10 protein-coding genes are annotated in these 13559 nt (G+C 73.9%); 2 read left to right on the top strand and 8 right to left on the bottom strand.

Annotated features, from left to right (window positions below):
- Nucleotides 1-29: 29 nt before the first annotated feature.
- From SCA03_RS28265 to SCA03_RS28255, 3 genes are all read right to left on the bottom strand, one after another.
- Nucleotides 30-539: a mycothiol transferase gene (locus tag SCA03_RS28265; RefSeq protein ID WP_030880764.1), complete on the bottom strand. Its 510-nt coding sequence runs from the start codon at nt 537-539 to the stop codon at nt 30-32.
- A 169-nt stretch (nt 540-708) separates the two neighbouring features.
- Nucleotides 709-2172 (bottom strand): L-piperidine-6-carboxylate dehydrogenase, encoded by a 1464-nt coding sequence (gene amaB, locus SCA03_RS28260; protein WP_086817161.1) that lies wholly within the window; start codon nt 2170-2172, stop codon nt 709-711.
- A gap of 407 nt (nt 2173-2579) precedes the next feature.
- Nucleotides 2580-3032, bottom strand: a complete 453-nt coding sequence (locus SCA03_RS28255) for a hypothetical protein (RefSeq protein WP_230988964.1) — start codon at nt 3030-3032, stop codon at nt 2580-2582.
- Between the two features lie 256 nt (nt 3033-3288).
- Between SCA03_RS28255 and SCA03_RS28250 the strand changes: the two genes are divergently transcribed.
- A complete protein-coding gene (locus SCA03_RS28250; protein WP_086817155.1) occupies nt 3289-3864 on the top strand; it encodes an isochorismatase family protein in 576 nt (191 codons plus the stop codon).
- 54 nt (nt 3865-3918) lie between these two features.
- On the opposite strand, the gene pspAB is transcribed toward SCA03_RS28250, so the two are convergent.
- Both pspAB and htpX read right to left on the bottom strand, forming a co-directional pair.
- Nucleotides 3919-4641: a PspA-associated protein PspAB gene (gene pspAB / locus SCA03_RS36545; RefSeq protein ID WP_086817159.1), complete on the bottom strand. Its 723-nt coding sequence runs from the start codon at nt 4639-4641 to the stop codon at nt 3919-3921.
- 67 nt (nt 4642-4708) lie between these two features.
- A complete protein-coding gene (htpX, locus tag SCA03_RS28240; RefSeq protein WP_030880779.1) occupies nt 4709-5626 on the bottom strand; it encodes a zinc metalloprotease HtpX in 918 nt (305 codons plus the stop codon).
- A gap of 404 nt (nt 5627-6030) precedes the next feature.
- Here htpX and SCA03_RS28235 point away from each other — a divergent pair, with 404 nt between their 5' ends.
- Entirely contained in the window at nt 6031-6960 is a 930-nt protein-coding gene (locus SCA03_RS28235; protein ID WP_030885901.1) for an HAD hydrolase family protein, read from the top strand.
- A gap of 102 nt (nt 6961-7062) precedes the next feature.
- On the opposite strand, the gene cydD is transcribed toward SCA03_RS28235, so the two are convergent.
- The 3 genes from cydD to SCA03_RS28220 all read right to left on the bottom strand — a co-directional run bounded on the left by cydD (nt 7063) and on the right by SCA03_RS28220 (nt 13528).
- Nucleotides 7063-10902, bottom strand: coding sequence for a thiol reductant ABC exporter subunit CydD (gene cydD / locus SCA03_RS28230; RefSeq protein WP_141275728.1), 3840 nt, complete (start codon nt 10900-10902; stop codon nt 7063-7065).
- A gap of 85 nt (nt 10903-10987) precedes the next feature.
- A complete protein-coding gene (gene cydB, locus SCA03_RS28225) occupies nt 10988-11995 on the bottom strand; it encodes a cytochrome d ubiquinol oxidase subunit II (RefSeq protein ID WP_030880789.1) in 1008 nt (335 codons plus the stop codon).
- 15 nt (nt 11996-12010) lie between these two features.
- On the bottom strand, nt 12011-13528 hold the full coding sequence (locus SCA03_RS28220) for a cytochrome ubiquinol oxidase subunit I (protein WP_030880793.1): 1518 nt from the start codon (nt 13526-13528) through the stop codon (nt 12011-12013).
- Between the last annotated feature and the right edge of the window lie 31 nt (nt 13529-13559).

Below are 13559 nucleotides of genomic sequence, written 5' to 3'. Positions count from 1 at the left end.
CCGGCTCGGTTCCGGCTCGTCGGGCGGGGTCAGCCGCGTTCCAGCACGCCGCGGAGGAACGCGGCCTGTCCCACGTGCTGGAGGTCGTCGGCGAGCACACTGACCAGCCGGACGCCGAGCGAGACGGGCGGGTCCCAGGCGTCGTCGATGATCCGGTCCAGCGTCCGGTCCTCCAGCCCGCGCACGAAGGTGAGCGTCTGCGCGTGGACGTCGTCGAAGTAGCCGAGCAGCAGGTCCGGATCGTCCACCCGGACCGCCGCCACCTGTTCCGGGCCGTGCCCGAACCCGGTGGCGTCCGGCGGAAGGGCCAGGCCGAAGCGGTCGCGCCAGCCCTCGGCGTGCCAGACCTGCTCCAGTCCGGCGGCGTCGGCGATGTGGTCGTCCTGGACCCGGGTGAGGTGCCAGATGAGCCAGGCGACGGAGTTGGCGCCCTCGTCCAGCCGGGTGTTGAGGTGGCGGGGGTCGATGCCGTCGAGCGCGTCGTGGACCTCTCCGCTGACGCGCTCGTATCCGTCCACCAGCACCGCTGTGGTGTCCATCGTCCGGTTTGTCCCTTCTTCCGGTTTTACGGCTGACCTTACGGCCGCCCGGCGCGGGCGGCATGCGGCGCACACCCTCGCGGGGCGCACGCCCTCGCGGGGCGCACACGAGCGGCGTGGGCCCGCCCGCGGACGCGGGGGCCCGGACACGGCGCGTACCCGGCCGCGCTCACAGGAAGCTGACGTTCTGGGCCAGCGCCAGCTCGGACCCGTAGTTGACGGTGTTCGTGGCCCGCCGCATATAGGCCCGCCACGCGTCCGAACCCGACTCCCGGCCCCCGCCGGTGTCCTTCTCCCCGCCGAACGCGCCGCCGATCTCCGCGCCCGACGTGCCGATGTTGACGTTGGCGATACCGCAGTCCGAGCCCTCGGCCGACAGGAAGACCTCCGCCTCGCGCTGATCCCGGGTGAAGATCGCGGAGGAGAGCCCCTGCGGGACGTCGTTGTGCAGCGCGATCGCCTGCTCCAGACCGTCGTACTCCAGGACGTACAGCAGCGGCGCGAAGGTCTCCTCGCGCACCACCGCCGTCTGTCCCGGCATCCGCACCAGCGCCGGCTGCGCGTACGCCGCCTCCGGCGCCCGGTCCGCCAGCACCCGGCCGCCGCCCGCCAGCACCGCGCCGCCCTCCGCCCGCGCCCGGCCCAGCCCGTCCCGCATCCGCTCCAGCGCCGACATCCGGATCAGCGGGCCGACGAGGGTCCCCTCCGCGAAGGGGTCGCCGACCGGCAGGCCGCGGTAGGCGGCGGTGAGCCGCTCGGCCACCTCGTCGGCCACGTCCCGGTGCACGAGGAGCCGGCGCAGGCTGGTGCACCGCTGCCCCGCCGTACCGGCCGCGGCGAAGACGATCGCCCGCACGGCCAGGTCCAGATCGGCCGACGGCGCGACGATCGCCGCGTTGTTGCCGCCCAGCTCCAGCAGGCTGCGCCCCAGCCGGGCGGCCACCCGGGGCCCGACCTCCCGGCCCATCCGCGTCGATCCCGTCGCGCTCAGCAGCGCCACCCGCGGATCGTCGACCAGCGCCGCGCCCACCCCGCGTCCGCCCAGCAGCAGCTGATGCACCTCCGGCGGGGCGCCCACGTCCCGGGCCGCCCGCCGCAGCAGCCCGTGGCAGGCCACCGACGTCAGCGGCGTCACCTCCGAGGGCTTCCACACCACCGGATCCCCGCACACCAGCGCGACCGCCGTGTTCCACGACCACACCGCGCACGGGAAGTTGAACGCGGAGACGACCCCGACCACACCCAGCGGATGCCAGCTCTCCGCCAGCCGGTGCCCCGGCCGTTCGGAGGCGATCGTCCGGCCGTAGAGCTGGCGGGACAGCCCGACGGCGAAGTCGCAGACGTCGATCATCTCCTGGACCTCGCCGAGCGCCTCCGAACGGATCTTCCCCGCCTCGGCCGTGACGAGGTCCGCCACGTCCTCCTTGTGCGCACGCAGCAGATCGCCCAGCCGGCGCACCAGCTCGCCGCGGCGCGGCGGCGGCGTCGCGCGCCAGCCGGGGAACGCCTCGTGCGCCGCGGCCACCGCGGCGTCCACCTCGGCGGCGTCCGCGGCGAGGAGCGTGCACAGCGGTTCGCCCGTCACCGGGGTCAGCGCGGTCAGCCCGGTGCCGCCCGGCACCTCCACGCCCATCCGGCCGAGCGCGGCCAGCACCCGCTCACACAGCCACTCGGTCGTCGGAATCCCGGCACCCGCCCCGGTCCCGGCCCCGGCCGCGCTGCCGGCGGCGTCCGCCCCGGCGCCCGCGGCGTTCCCGTTCTCGTCGGTGCGGTCGGTGCGCTCGGTGTAGTGGGTGCGGTCGGTGCGCTCGGCGTCGTCGGCGTGGCCGGTGCGCTCGGTGTGGTCGTCGTGGTCGGCGTGCACGGCGGCTCCTCCTCGGTTCTCGGTGTCCGGGTTGCGGAAAACGGCCGGCGGAAACCCGGCGGGCCGTCCTCGCCCCTGTCCCTGTCCCCGTTTCCGTCCGGTCCCGTCCCGCCCCGCCCCGATTCCGCTCCCGCTCCCGCGTTCCCGTCCCCGTTCCGGGTCCGCCGCGTACCGGGTCAGATCGGTACGACGAGCCGTGGTTTGCCCTGTTCCGCGGTGTATTCGAGGGTCTGCCAGGTGGCGGAGCCGCGGCTGGTGCCCACGGGGAAGGCGATCGTCATGTCCGTGTGGTCGACCAGCCGGCGGTTGCGGGCCGCGTACGCGTCCGCGTCCACGGGCGAGGCGCCCAGCTCGACGATCTGCGCGATCCGCTCCCTGGCCCGGTCCACCAGCCGTCGCGCGTCCAGCGGCTCGTCGTGCAGCGTGCCCGGCAGCACGACGGTCAGCTCCGCGTCCGTCCGCTCGGCCAGCCACTCCAGCGCGAGCCCGCCGACGCCCCGCATCCCGCCGAGGTGGAAGTGCCCGCCGGGAGCGAAGGGCGCCAGATACCGCTCGAACAGTGCGGCGTAGTGCGCGAAGGGGCGGTGCTCGGTCGTTCGGCTGCCGGTCACGGCCATGGAGCGGGTCACGATCACCTCTGGTGTGCATCGCCTCGGAGCGTCCCGGCGCGCCCCGCCCGTGTCTGCCCGGTGCCGCCGTGTGTCCCCACGGCCCGGGCGCGCCCTGCTGCCTCCCTGGTCGGCGTGGGTCGCACCCGTGCGCCCCGCCACCGGACACCCTTCCCGCGCGCCACCCCGCTCACGCGCGCTCCGCCCGTCCACGGGACCGCACCCGCGCCCCGGGTCACCGGCACGGCGCCCGGCGGCGCCCGACATCATCTTCCGTATGACCGAGGACACCAGGGAGGGGACGGCGCCGGTGCAGGCGCTCGTCGTCGTCGATGTGCAGACCGCCTTCGTCTCCGGCGCCGAGGCGGTGCCGGACGCCCGGCGGATACGGGAGAACACCGCCCTTCTGCGGGAGCGGGCCCACCGGGCGGGGGCGCTCGTCGTCCAGTTGCAGAACGACGGGGAGCCGGGCGCGCCCGACGAGCCCGGCACCCCGGGGTGGCGGCTGCATCTGCCGCCCGCCGAGGGCGAGTACGTGCTGCGCAAGACCGTGGACGACGGCTTCGAGGAGACGGATCTGCGCGAGCGGCTGGACGCGGCGGGCGTCCGGGCCCTCGCGGTCTGCGGCGTGCTGTCGGAGATGTGTGTGAGCGCGACGGCACGCACCGCGCTGCGGCTGGGCTACCGCGTCGTCCTGCCGCACGACGCGCACGCCACCTACGACGTGCCGGCGGCCGAGGACATCAGCGGCGTCGTGCCCGCGGCGATGGCGGCGCGGGCCGCCGAGTGGGCGCTCGGGGACGAGATCGAGATCGTGCCGTTCGCCCGGGACGTGCGCTTCACCGCCGGCTGACCCGCGGGGAGCCGGACCGTCCGTCATCTGCCGGGGCCCGTTCCGTCGGCGGCGTCACAGCCCGGGTGCGCCCCAGACCGGGAACCAGCGGGAGAGGTCCTGCTCGATGGGCAGATCGTCCGCGAGTAGGGCCCGCACCTGGAGCTCCAGCCCGTTGTCCCGCTTCTCGCCGCCCCCGGGCAGCGGGGCGAACGGATAGAACGTGCCCCGCTTGTAGAGGTAGATCAACGCGAGCGACCGCGCCCGCCCGTCCTCGCCGGAGCCCCCGGAGCTGCCGGAACCGCCGGAACCCCCGGAGCCGCCGGAGGCCCCGGCCTCCCCGGAACCGCCGGAGGCGTCGGAACCGCCCGCGTCCCCGGGCCGTCCCCCCGGCCCGGACGTGTCCCGCTGCGCGAAGTCCACCAGCGAGCACAGCAGTTGGGGCCCGAAGCCGCCCTCCACGAGCAGCGTGTTCACCGCGTGCAGATCGCTGACCAGCTCCGCCACCTCGTGCGGGCCGTGCCGTGCGGTCAGCCAGGTGTAGCCGTAGTCGTCCCGCCCGAACTCGACGGGGATGCCGCCGCGCTCGGTGTCCGCGTCCAGCAGCGCCCGCACCTCCTGCCGGAGCCGTTCGAAGGCGCCGCCCTCGACGCTGGCGAAGCACACGGCGCCCACCCCGGTGGGCACGAACGCCGCGCCCGCCTCCAGCGTGACCGCGGCCGACGGCAGCGCGAACAGCTGGTCGAGGTCCGGCCGCTTCGGCTTGCTGCGGCCGAGCAGCGTGTCCAGGAAACCCACGGTCATCCCCTCGTCGTCGGTGGCCGCCGGATCACCGGCCCGGCGCCGTCACACCGTCCCCGGGTGCTCAGCCCTGCTGCCCGAGCTGCCCGGAGATCCGGCCGAGCTGGTCCAGGCGCTTCTGGAGCGGCGGGTGCGAGGACAGCAGCCCCGCGAGGCTCTCCCCGGAGAGCGCCGGGACGAAGAAGAACGCGTTGTACGGCTCGGCCTGGCGCAGATCCCGGGTGGGGATCCGGGCCATGTCCCCGCTGATCTTCGTCAGCGCGGAGGCGAGCGTGGACGGGCGGCCCGTCAGCAGGGCGCCGGCCCGGTCGGCGGACAGCTCCCGGTACCGGGACAGCAGCCGGGTCAGCAGAAAGCTGATGACGTAGACGAGCGCGCTGACCAGCGGAATCAGCATCAGCAGCAGTCCCGCCCCGTTGTTGTCGTTGCGTCCCACCGAGCGCCCGATGCCGCCCCACAGCGCGACCCTGGTCATGATTCCGGCCAGCACGCCGAGGAACGACGCGATCGTCATGACCGCCACGTCACGGTGGGCCACATGGGACAGCTCGTGCGAGAGCACGCCCTCCAGCTCGTCCGTCTCCAGCCGCCGCAGCAGTCCCGTCGTCGCGCACACCATGGAGTTCTGCTGGTTGCGCCCGGTGGCGAACGCGTTGGGGACGTCGCTGTCCGCGATCGCCACCTTCGGCTTGGGCATGTCCGCCAGCGCGCACAGCCGGTCGACGGCCCCGTGCAGCTCGGGCGCCTGCTGCGGGGAGACCTCCCGCGCGCCCATGCTGAAGGCCGCGATCCGGTCGCTGAACCAGAACTGCGCGACGAACATCCCGCCCGCGACGACCAGCACGATCGGCCACGCCTTGCCCAGGAGCGCCACCAGGACGCCGACGAAGACGACGTAGAGCAGTCCGATGAAGAACATCGTGGTGACCATGCGCGTGGTCAGCCCCCGGTCGGGGACGTAGCGCGTATGCCGGCCGGCCATCGATCCGCTCCCTTCCTGCCTCGGAGCACCCCCGTACCTGCACCCCCGCCCGCACCTCCGATTGTCCCGCTTCTCCCCATTTCCCCCCGAGTCCCCACGGCCGCGGACCCGAACCCCCGTCCGAGAACACCCCGACCGCACGGGCCGTACTACCGACAGCACGGGCCGTACCGACAGCACGGCGGGCCACACCGACGGCACCGACTGCACCGGCCACACCGGCCACACCGGCCAACCGACAGCACCGACAGCACCGACAGCACCGGCAGCACCAACAGCACCCCGGAGCACCCGTCGGCAGCACCGGCCGTGCACCCGGGGTACTCCCTCGTGCGCCGTCCGTGCTTCGGCTGCCCCCGGCCCCGCCCCCGATCTCGCACGCCTGTTCAGGCATATGCGGGAAGATGGTGCCTGTGACTCATCCGTCTGAACCCACCGCTCGCACCACCCCCGCCGGCACCGCCACCGTCCCCACCGGCACGGCCGTCCCCACCGGCCCGGCCGCCGCGCGTCCCCGGCTGATCGCGACCGACCTCGACGGCACCCTGCTGCGCGACGACAAGAGCGTCTCCGCGCGCACCATCAGCGCCCTGGCCGCCGCCGAGGCGGCCGGCATCGAGGTGTTCTTCGTCACCGGGCGCCCCGCCCGCTGGATGGGCGTCGTCAGCGACCATGTGCACGGCCACGGGCTGGCGATCTGCGCCAACGGCGCCGCCGTCGTCGATCTGCACAGCAGCGGCTCCGGCCGGCACCGCATCGTCGAGACCCGGCCGCTGGAGCGGCGGGACGCGCTGGAGATCGTGCACGCGCTGCGCGCCGCGGCACCCGGGGTGAGCTTCGCCGTCGAACGCACCGGGGGCATCCACTACGAGCCCGAGTACCCCTCCTTCCCGCTCGACCCGGGCGCCTCGTTCGCCCCGGCCGATGTGCTGCTGACCGACGCCACGGACCCCGCCTACGCCCAGCCCGTCCTCAAGCTGCTGGCACACCACCCCACCCGGGACCCGGACGAGTTCCTGGCGCTCGGCCGGAAGGTCGGCGGGGCGCACGGCGAGTTCACCCGGTCCAGCCACAGCGCGCTGCTGGAGATATCCGGGCGCGGCGTCAGCAAGGCCAGCACCCTGGCGCGGGCCTGCGCGGAGCGCGGCATCACCGCCGAGGAGGTCGTGGCGTTCGGCGACATGCCCAACGACCTGGCGATGCTGGCCTGGGCGGGCCGCTCGTACGCCATGGCCAACGCCCACCCGGAGGTCCTGCTGGCGACCACCGGCCGCACCCTCACCAACGAGGAGGACGGCGTGGCCACCGTCATCGAGACCTTCCTGCCCGGCTGATCCCGGCCGGGCTAGGGCTAGGGCTAGGGCTCTGGCCCGGGCTCGGGCTCGGGCTCGGGCTCGGGCGAAGGCTCTGACCCGGTCGAAGGCTCAGGTCCGGGCTCAGGCCCGGGCCGGGGCCGCGGTGGCCGGGCCCGGGAGCGCGGCGGACGCGGGCAGCGCGGGGCCGAAGTCGCCCTGCCCGTGGTGGCCGGTCTCGCGTTCCCGGGCGAGCAGCGCGGCGAACGGGCCGTCGGCCGCGACGAGTTCACCCCAGGCACCGCGTTCGACGACGCGCCCGCCGTCCAGCACGATCACCTCGTCCACCGCGTCCAGCCCCTGGAGCCGGTGGGTGATGAGCACGGTGGTGCGTCCCTCGGTCGCGGCGAGGAGGTCGGTGGACAGCGCGTCGGCGGTCGGCAGGTCGAGATGTTCGGCGGGCTCGTCCAGGACGAGGACGGGGAAGTCGGCGAGCAGGGCCCGGGCGAGGGCGAGCCGCTGGCGCTGTCCCCCCGACAGCCGGGCTCCGTGCTCGCCGACCATGGTGTCGAGCCCGTCCGGCAGCCCGGCCACCCAGGTGTCCAGCCGGGCCGCGGCGAGCGCGGACCACAGCCCGGCCTCGTCGGTGTCCGGCCGGGCCAGCCGCAGATTCTCCCGCAGGGAGCTGTCGAACAGGTGGGCGTCCTGGGCGCAGAGCCCGACGTACCGGCGCACCTCGTCCGGGTCGGCACCGGCCGCCGGCGCGCCGGCGAGGGTGTAGGAGCCGGAACCGCCGGAGGCCGGATCCGGGTCCAGGAACCGCAGCATCGCGTGGGCGAGCGTCGTCTTGCCGGATCCCGAGGCGCCGACGACCGCGACCCGGCGGCCGGGGACCAGCTCCAGATCGAGGTCGCGCAGGGCCGGCGGCGCGGCCGGGTCCGCGTCCGGGTACCGCACGGTGAGCCCGCTGAGCCGCAGCGGGAACGGCGCGTCGGAGGGCAGCGGACGGGGCTCCTCCGGCTCGGTCACCGGCACCGGCGCGTCCAGCACCTCGTACACCCGCTCGGCCGCGCCCCGCACCCGCTGCCGGAACTGCACGGCCTGCGGCAGCGGCGTGACGGCCTCGAACGTGGCCAGCGGGGTGAGCACGACGGTGGCCAGCAGCAGCCCGTCCAGCACCCCGTCGACCGTGGCCCGCGCACCGAGCCAGGCGGCGGCGGTGACCGTGAGCCCGGAGGCGAGCGTGCCCAGGCCGGCGGCGAGCGCGGTGCGCGCGGCCGACCGCCCGGCGATCCGGGTCAGCTCGGCGTCCGCCTCGGCGACCTGCCGCCGACGGCTCTCCAGGGCGCCGGTGACCGGGAGTTCACCGCTCGCGGTGCCGGCGAGCAGATCGACGGTGCGGACGGCGAGCCGGGAGCGAGCGGGCGCCAGCCGCCGCTCGGTGCGCCGGGAGAGCCGCCCGGTGAGCACCGGCACAAGGACCCCGGCGACGACGAGGCCCAGCGCCAGCGCCGCCCCGGCGAGCGGCAGCAGCCACGCGGTGAAGGCGACGGCGGCGAGGCCCACGGTCGCCGCGACGGCCACCGGCATCAGCCAGCGCAGGAACAGATCCTGCAACGCGTCGACGTCGGCGACGAGCCGGGTGAGCAGATCCCCGCGCCGGGTACGCCCCAGCCCGGCGGGCGCCAGCCGCTCCAGCCGCCGGTACACCGACACCCGCAGACCGGCCAGCACCCGCAGCGCGACATCGTGCGAGACGAGGCGCTCGGCGTACCGGAAGACGGCGCGGCCGATACCGAACGCGCGGGTCGCGGTGACGGCCACCATCAGATACAGGATCGGCGGCTGCTGTGCCGCCCGCGAGATCAGCCAGCCCGAGGTGGCCATCAGACCGACGGCGCTGAGAAGGGCGAGCGCACCGAGCGCCAGCGCGAGCGAGAACTTCCGCCGCAGCCCGCGCGCTTCGGCCCGCACCCGGACCAACGGTCCGCGCCCGGCCCCACCCCGGCGCAGCCCCCGCCGCATCCCCTCTCCGGAACCGGCACCGGCACCGGCCGGGCGGCCCGTCACCTCGGCACCGGAAACACCGGAAACACCGGAAGCACCGGAAGACGCGGGCACGGCACCCCCGGCGGCGGAAGCGGCGCCCCCGGCATCCCCCGCGTCTCCGGCGTCCCCGGCCTCCCCGGCGCTCTCGGCCGCGGAGCCGGACACCTCCCGGCCCGGCACCGCGGCAGCAGCAACGGAAACGGAGGCGGAGCCCGACGCAGGCGCGGAACCCGGCGCAGGCACGGAACCCGACACAGGCGCGGAACCCGGCACGGAGGCGGAACCCGGTGCGGAAGCGGAACCCGGCGCGGAGGCCGGGCCGTCGAGGGTCAGGATCTCGTCGGCGGCCTCCAGCAGGGCAGGGCGGTGGCTGACGAGGAGCACCGTGCGTCCGGCGGCGAGCCTGCGGACGGCGGAGGCGACCTCGGCCTCGGTGGCCCCGTCCAGCGCGGCCGTCGGTTCGTCGAGCAGCAGCAGCGGACGGTCGGCGAGGAAGGCACGAGCGAGCGCGACCCGGCGGCGCTGCCCGGCGGACAGCCCGGCGCCGCCTTCCCCGAGCACCCGCCCGGGCTCCAAGTCGGGCGCGGCGGCGTCCGCGAGCGCCCGGGCGACGGCCGCGTCGTCGGCGTCCGGCCGGGCGAGCCGGACGTTGTCGGCGACGGTGCCGGCGAACAGATAGGGGTGCTGGGGCACCCAGGCGATCTGCTCGTGCCAGCGGGCGAGGCCGAGGGTCTCCAGCGGGATGCCGCCGACGAGGACCCGGCCGCGGGTGGGCCGGGTGAAGCCGAGGAGGACGGACAGCAGCGTCGTCTTTCCGCCGCCGGACGGCCCGGTGAGCGCGACGGTGGTGCCGGGGCGCAGCACGAGATCGGTGGCGGGCAGCGAGTCCGCCGTCCGGCCCGCGTGCCGCACGGCGACCCCGTCGAGCCGGATCGCCGCGCGCCGCAGCTCGGGCACGGGCCGTCCGCCGTCCGGCCCCGGCCCGTTCAGTGGGGTCTCCAGGACGGCGAAGACCTCCTCGGCGGCGGACAGCCCCTCGGCCGCGGCGTGGTAGTGGGTGCCGACCTGGCGCAGCGGAAGGTATGCCTCCGGCGCGAGGACGAGCACCATCAGCCCGGTGTGGAGGTCGAGTTCACCGCGTACGAGCCGGGTGCCGATGGCGACGGCGACGATCGCCACGGAGATCGTCGCGAGCAGTTCCAGCGCGAACGAGGAGAGGAACGCGAGCCGCAGGGTGCGCAGGGTGGCGCGCCGGTAGTCCGCCGTGATGGCCCGGATGTTCTCCGCCTGCGCCTTGGCCCGGCCGAACACCTTGAGGGTCGGCAGCCCGGCGACGACGTCGAGGAAGTGCCCGGCGAGCCGCCCCAGCAGCCGCCACTGGCGGTCCATCCTCGACCGGGTGGCCCAGCCGATGAGCGCCATGAACAGCGGGATCAGCGGCAGCGTCACCACGATGATCGCGGCCGAGACCCAGTCGGCGGTGACGATCCGGGCGAGCACCGCCACGGGGACGACGACGGCGAGCCCGAGCTGCGGCAGATAGCGCGCGAAGTAGTCGTCGAGCGCGTCGATGCCGCGGGTGGCCAGGGTGGTCAGCTCACCGGTGCGCTGCGTGGTGAGGAAGCCGGGCCCCAGCGTGGTGGCGCGCTCCAGCAGCTGCCGCCGCAGCTGGGACTTGACCGAGGCGCCGCACCGGTGCGCGGCCAGCTCCGTCAGCCAGGACACCAGGGCCCGCGCCACCGCGACGGCGCCGAGCAGCAGCACGGCCCGCTCGTCGAACCGCCCGTGGCGGTAGGCCGCGACGACGATGTCGGCGATGAGCATCGCCTGCGCGACGACCAGCCCGGCACCGGCCAGACCGAGCCCCACGGACGCGGCGAGGAAGACGCGGGTGGTGCGCGCGTAGGTCATCAGCCGTGGGTCGACGGGCTTCATGCGCGCTCTCCCTTCGGGTGGTACGGCGCCGCCGGTGGCGGGGGCAGCGGGACGGTGGTGACGGGACGGCCGGCGGGCGGCGGGCTCAGTGACCGCCGGAGGCGGCCAGCGACTTGGTGCCGATCCGCTTGCGGAACACCCAGTAGGTCCAGCCCTGGTAGAGCAGGACGACGGGGGTGGCGATGGCCGCGCACCAGGTCATGATCTTCAGCGTGTACGGCGTGGAGGCGGCGTTGGTGACCGTCAGGCTCCACTTCTCGTCCAGCGTCGAGGGCATCACGTCGGGGAAGAGCGCGAGGAAGAGCATGGCCACCGCGGCGACGACGGTCACCCCGGAGAAGGTGAAGGCCCAGCCCTCGCGCCCGGCGAGGTTGGCGGCGAGCGCGGCCACCAGCGCGGCGACGGCGATGCCGAGCGCGATCCAGCTGGCCGTGTTGCCCCGGTCCGCCTGGGTCCACAGCAGGAACCCGGCGGCGAGCACCCCGGCCACCAGCCCGAGCACCCCGGCCATCCGGCGCGCCCGCTGCCGGATGTCACCGAGCGTCTTGAGCGCGGTGAAGACGGCGCCGTGGAAGGTGAAGAGCGTCAGCGTGACGAGCCCGCCGAGCAGCGCGTACGGGTTGAACAGGTCACCGAGGTTCCCGGCGTACTCCATGTGCGCGTCGATCCGCACGCCGCGGACGATGTTCCCGAACACCACGCCCCACAGGAAGGCGACGAGCACCGAGGTGCAGAAGATCGCGTTCTCCCAGCGGTTCTGCCAGCTCTCCTCCGGCCGCTTGGCGCGGTACTCGAAGGCGACGCCCCGCACGATCAGGCACAGCAGGATGACCAGGAACGGCAGGTAGAACCCGGAGAAGAGGGTGGCGTACCACTCGGGGAAGGCCGCGAAGGTGGCCCCGCCGGCGGACAGCAGCCACACCTCGTTGCCGTCCCAGACGGGCCCGATGGTGTTGATGAGCACCCGCCGCTCGGCCCGGTCCCGGGCGAGCAGCCGGGTGAGGACGCCGACTCCGAAGTCGAAGCCCTCCAGGAAGAAGTAGCCGATCCACAGGACGGCGATGAGGACGAACCAGACGTCGTGGAGTTGCACCGCGAGTCCCCTCCCTCAGTACGAGAAGGCCATGGGCCGGTCGGGATCGGTGTCGCCACCGATCTTCGTGGGCGGGTTGAGGTCGGCCTCCGTCAGCTCGGGCGGCCCGGCCTTGACGTACTTGACCAGCAGCTTCACCTCGACGACGGCGAGGATCGCGTAGAGCGAGGTGAAGGCGATCAGCGAGGTGAGCACCTCGCCCTGGGAGACGCCGGGGGAGACGGCCGAGGCGGTCGGCAGCACCCCGTAGACGACCCACGGCTGGCGTCCCGTCTCGGTGAAGATCCAGCCCCAGGAGTTGGCGATCAGTGGGAAGCCCAGCGTGAGGACGCCGAGCCGCCAGTACCAGGTGGACAGCCGCCCGCCCAGCTCCCGGTCCCGGGTGAGGGCCAGCCGTGGCACCTCGTCCTCGCCGGTGCGCAGCCGCTCGCCGAGCCACAGCCGCCTGCGGGTCAGATACAGCCCGACGACACCGAGCCCGAACGAGGCCATCCCGAAGCCGATCATCCAGCGGAACGACCAGTAGGCGACGGGGATGTTCGGCCGGTAGTCGTCCAGCCCGACGGTGTCCTTGTACTCCTTCTTCAGCTGGGCGTTGGTGTCGTTGATGCCGGGGACGGCCTCGTAGAAGTTGTCGTGCGCGAGGAACGAGAGCACCCCGGGCACCTCGATGGCGACCTTGTTGTGCCCCTTGTCGACGTCCCCGTAGGAGAAGACGGAGAACGGAGCCGGCGCCTGGGTCTCCCACAGCGCCTCGGCGGAGGCCATCTTCATGGGCTGCTGCTGGTACATGACCTTGCCGAGCCGGTCGCCGCTGATGACGACCAGCATCCCGGCGATCACCATCGTGACCAGCCCGAGCCGCAGCGAGCTGCGCATCACCGGTATGTGCTTCTTGCGCAGCAGGTGGTAGGCGGCGATGCCGACCATGAACGCGGCACCAGTGAGGAAGGCGGCGGTGAGCGTGTGGAAGAACTGCGCGAGCGCGGTGTTCTGGAACAGGATGCCGAAGAAGTCGGTCATCTCCGCGCGCCCGGTCTTCTCGTCGAGCTTGTACCCGACCGGGTGCTGCATCCAGGAGTTGGCGGCCAGGATGAAGTAGGCGGAGGCCACGGTCCCGATCGCGACCAGCCATATCGTCGCCAGGTGCAGCTTCTTGGGCAGCTTGTCCCGGCCGAAGATCCACAGGCCGATGAAGGTCGACTCCATGAAGAAGGCGATCAGCGCCTCGAAGGCCAGCGGCGCTCCGAAGATGTCGCCGACGAAGCGCGAGTAGCTCGACCAGTTCATGCCGAACTGGAACTCCTGCACGATGCCGGTGACCACACCCATGGCGATGTTGATCAGGAAGAGTTTGCCCCAGAACCGGGTCGCCTTGAGGTACTTCTCCTTGTTCGTCCGCACCCAGGCGGTCTGGAGGATCGCGGTCAGCGTCGACAGCGAGATCGTCAGCGGGACGAACAGGAAGTGGTAGACGGTCGTGATGCCGAATTGCCAGCGCGCCAGCGTCTCGGGCGCCAGAGCCAGGTCCACGGTGCTCTCTCCTTCGGGTGGACGCCGTGAT

Source organism: Streptomyces cacaoi (genome assembly GCF_006539165.1).
Taxonomy (GTDB): domain Bacteria; phylum Actinomycetota; class Actinomycetes; order Streptomycetales; family Streptomycetaceae; genus Streptomyces; species Streptomyces cacaoi.
The sequence above is the reverse complement of the archived record's forward strand: the minus strand, read 5'-3'. Positions and strand labels throughout refer to the sequence as shown.

What these genes read in the sequence shown, in the direction of transcription:
- htpX (WP_030880779.1), bottom strand. Translation starts at nt 5,626, where the DNA reads ATGGCCGGCCGGCATACGCGCTACGTCCCCGACCGGGGGCTGACCACG.
- SCA03_RS28250 (WP_086817155.1), top strand. Translation starts at nt 3,289, where the DNA reads ATGACCGAGGACACCAGGGAGGGGACGGCGCCGGTGCAGGCGCTCGTC.
- SCA03_RS28235 (WP_030885901.1), top strand. Translation starts at nt 6,031, where the DNA reads ATGGTGCCTGTGACTCATCCGTCTGAACCCACCGCTCGCACCACCCCC.
- cydD (WP_141275728.1), bottom strand. Translation starts at nt 10,902, where the DNA reads ATGAAGCCCGTCGACCCACGGCTGATGACCTACGCGCGCACCACCCGC.
- SCA03_RS28265 (WP_030880764.1), bottom strand. Translation starts at nt 539, where the DNA reads ATGGACACCACAGCGGTGCTGGTGGACGGATACGAGCGCGTCAGCGGA.
- amaB (WP_086817161.1), bottom strand. Translation starts at nt 2,172, where the DNA reads ATGGGCGTGGAGGTGCCGGGCGGCACCGGGCTGACCGCGCTGACCCCG.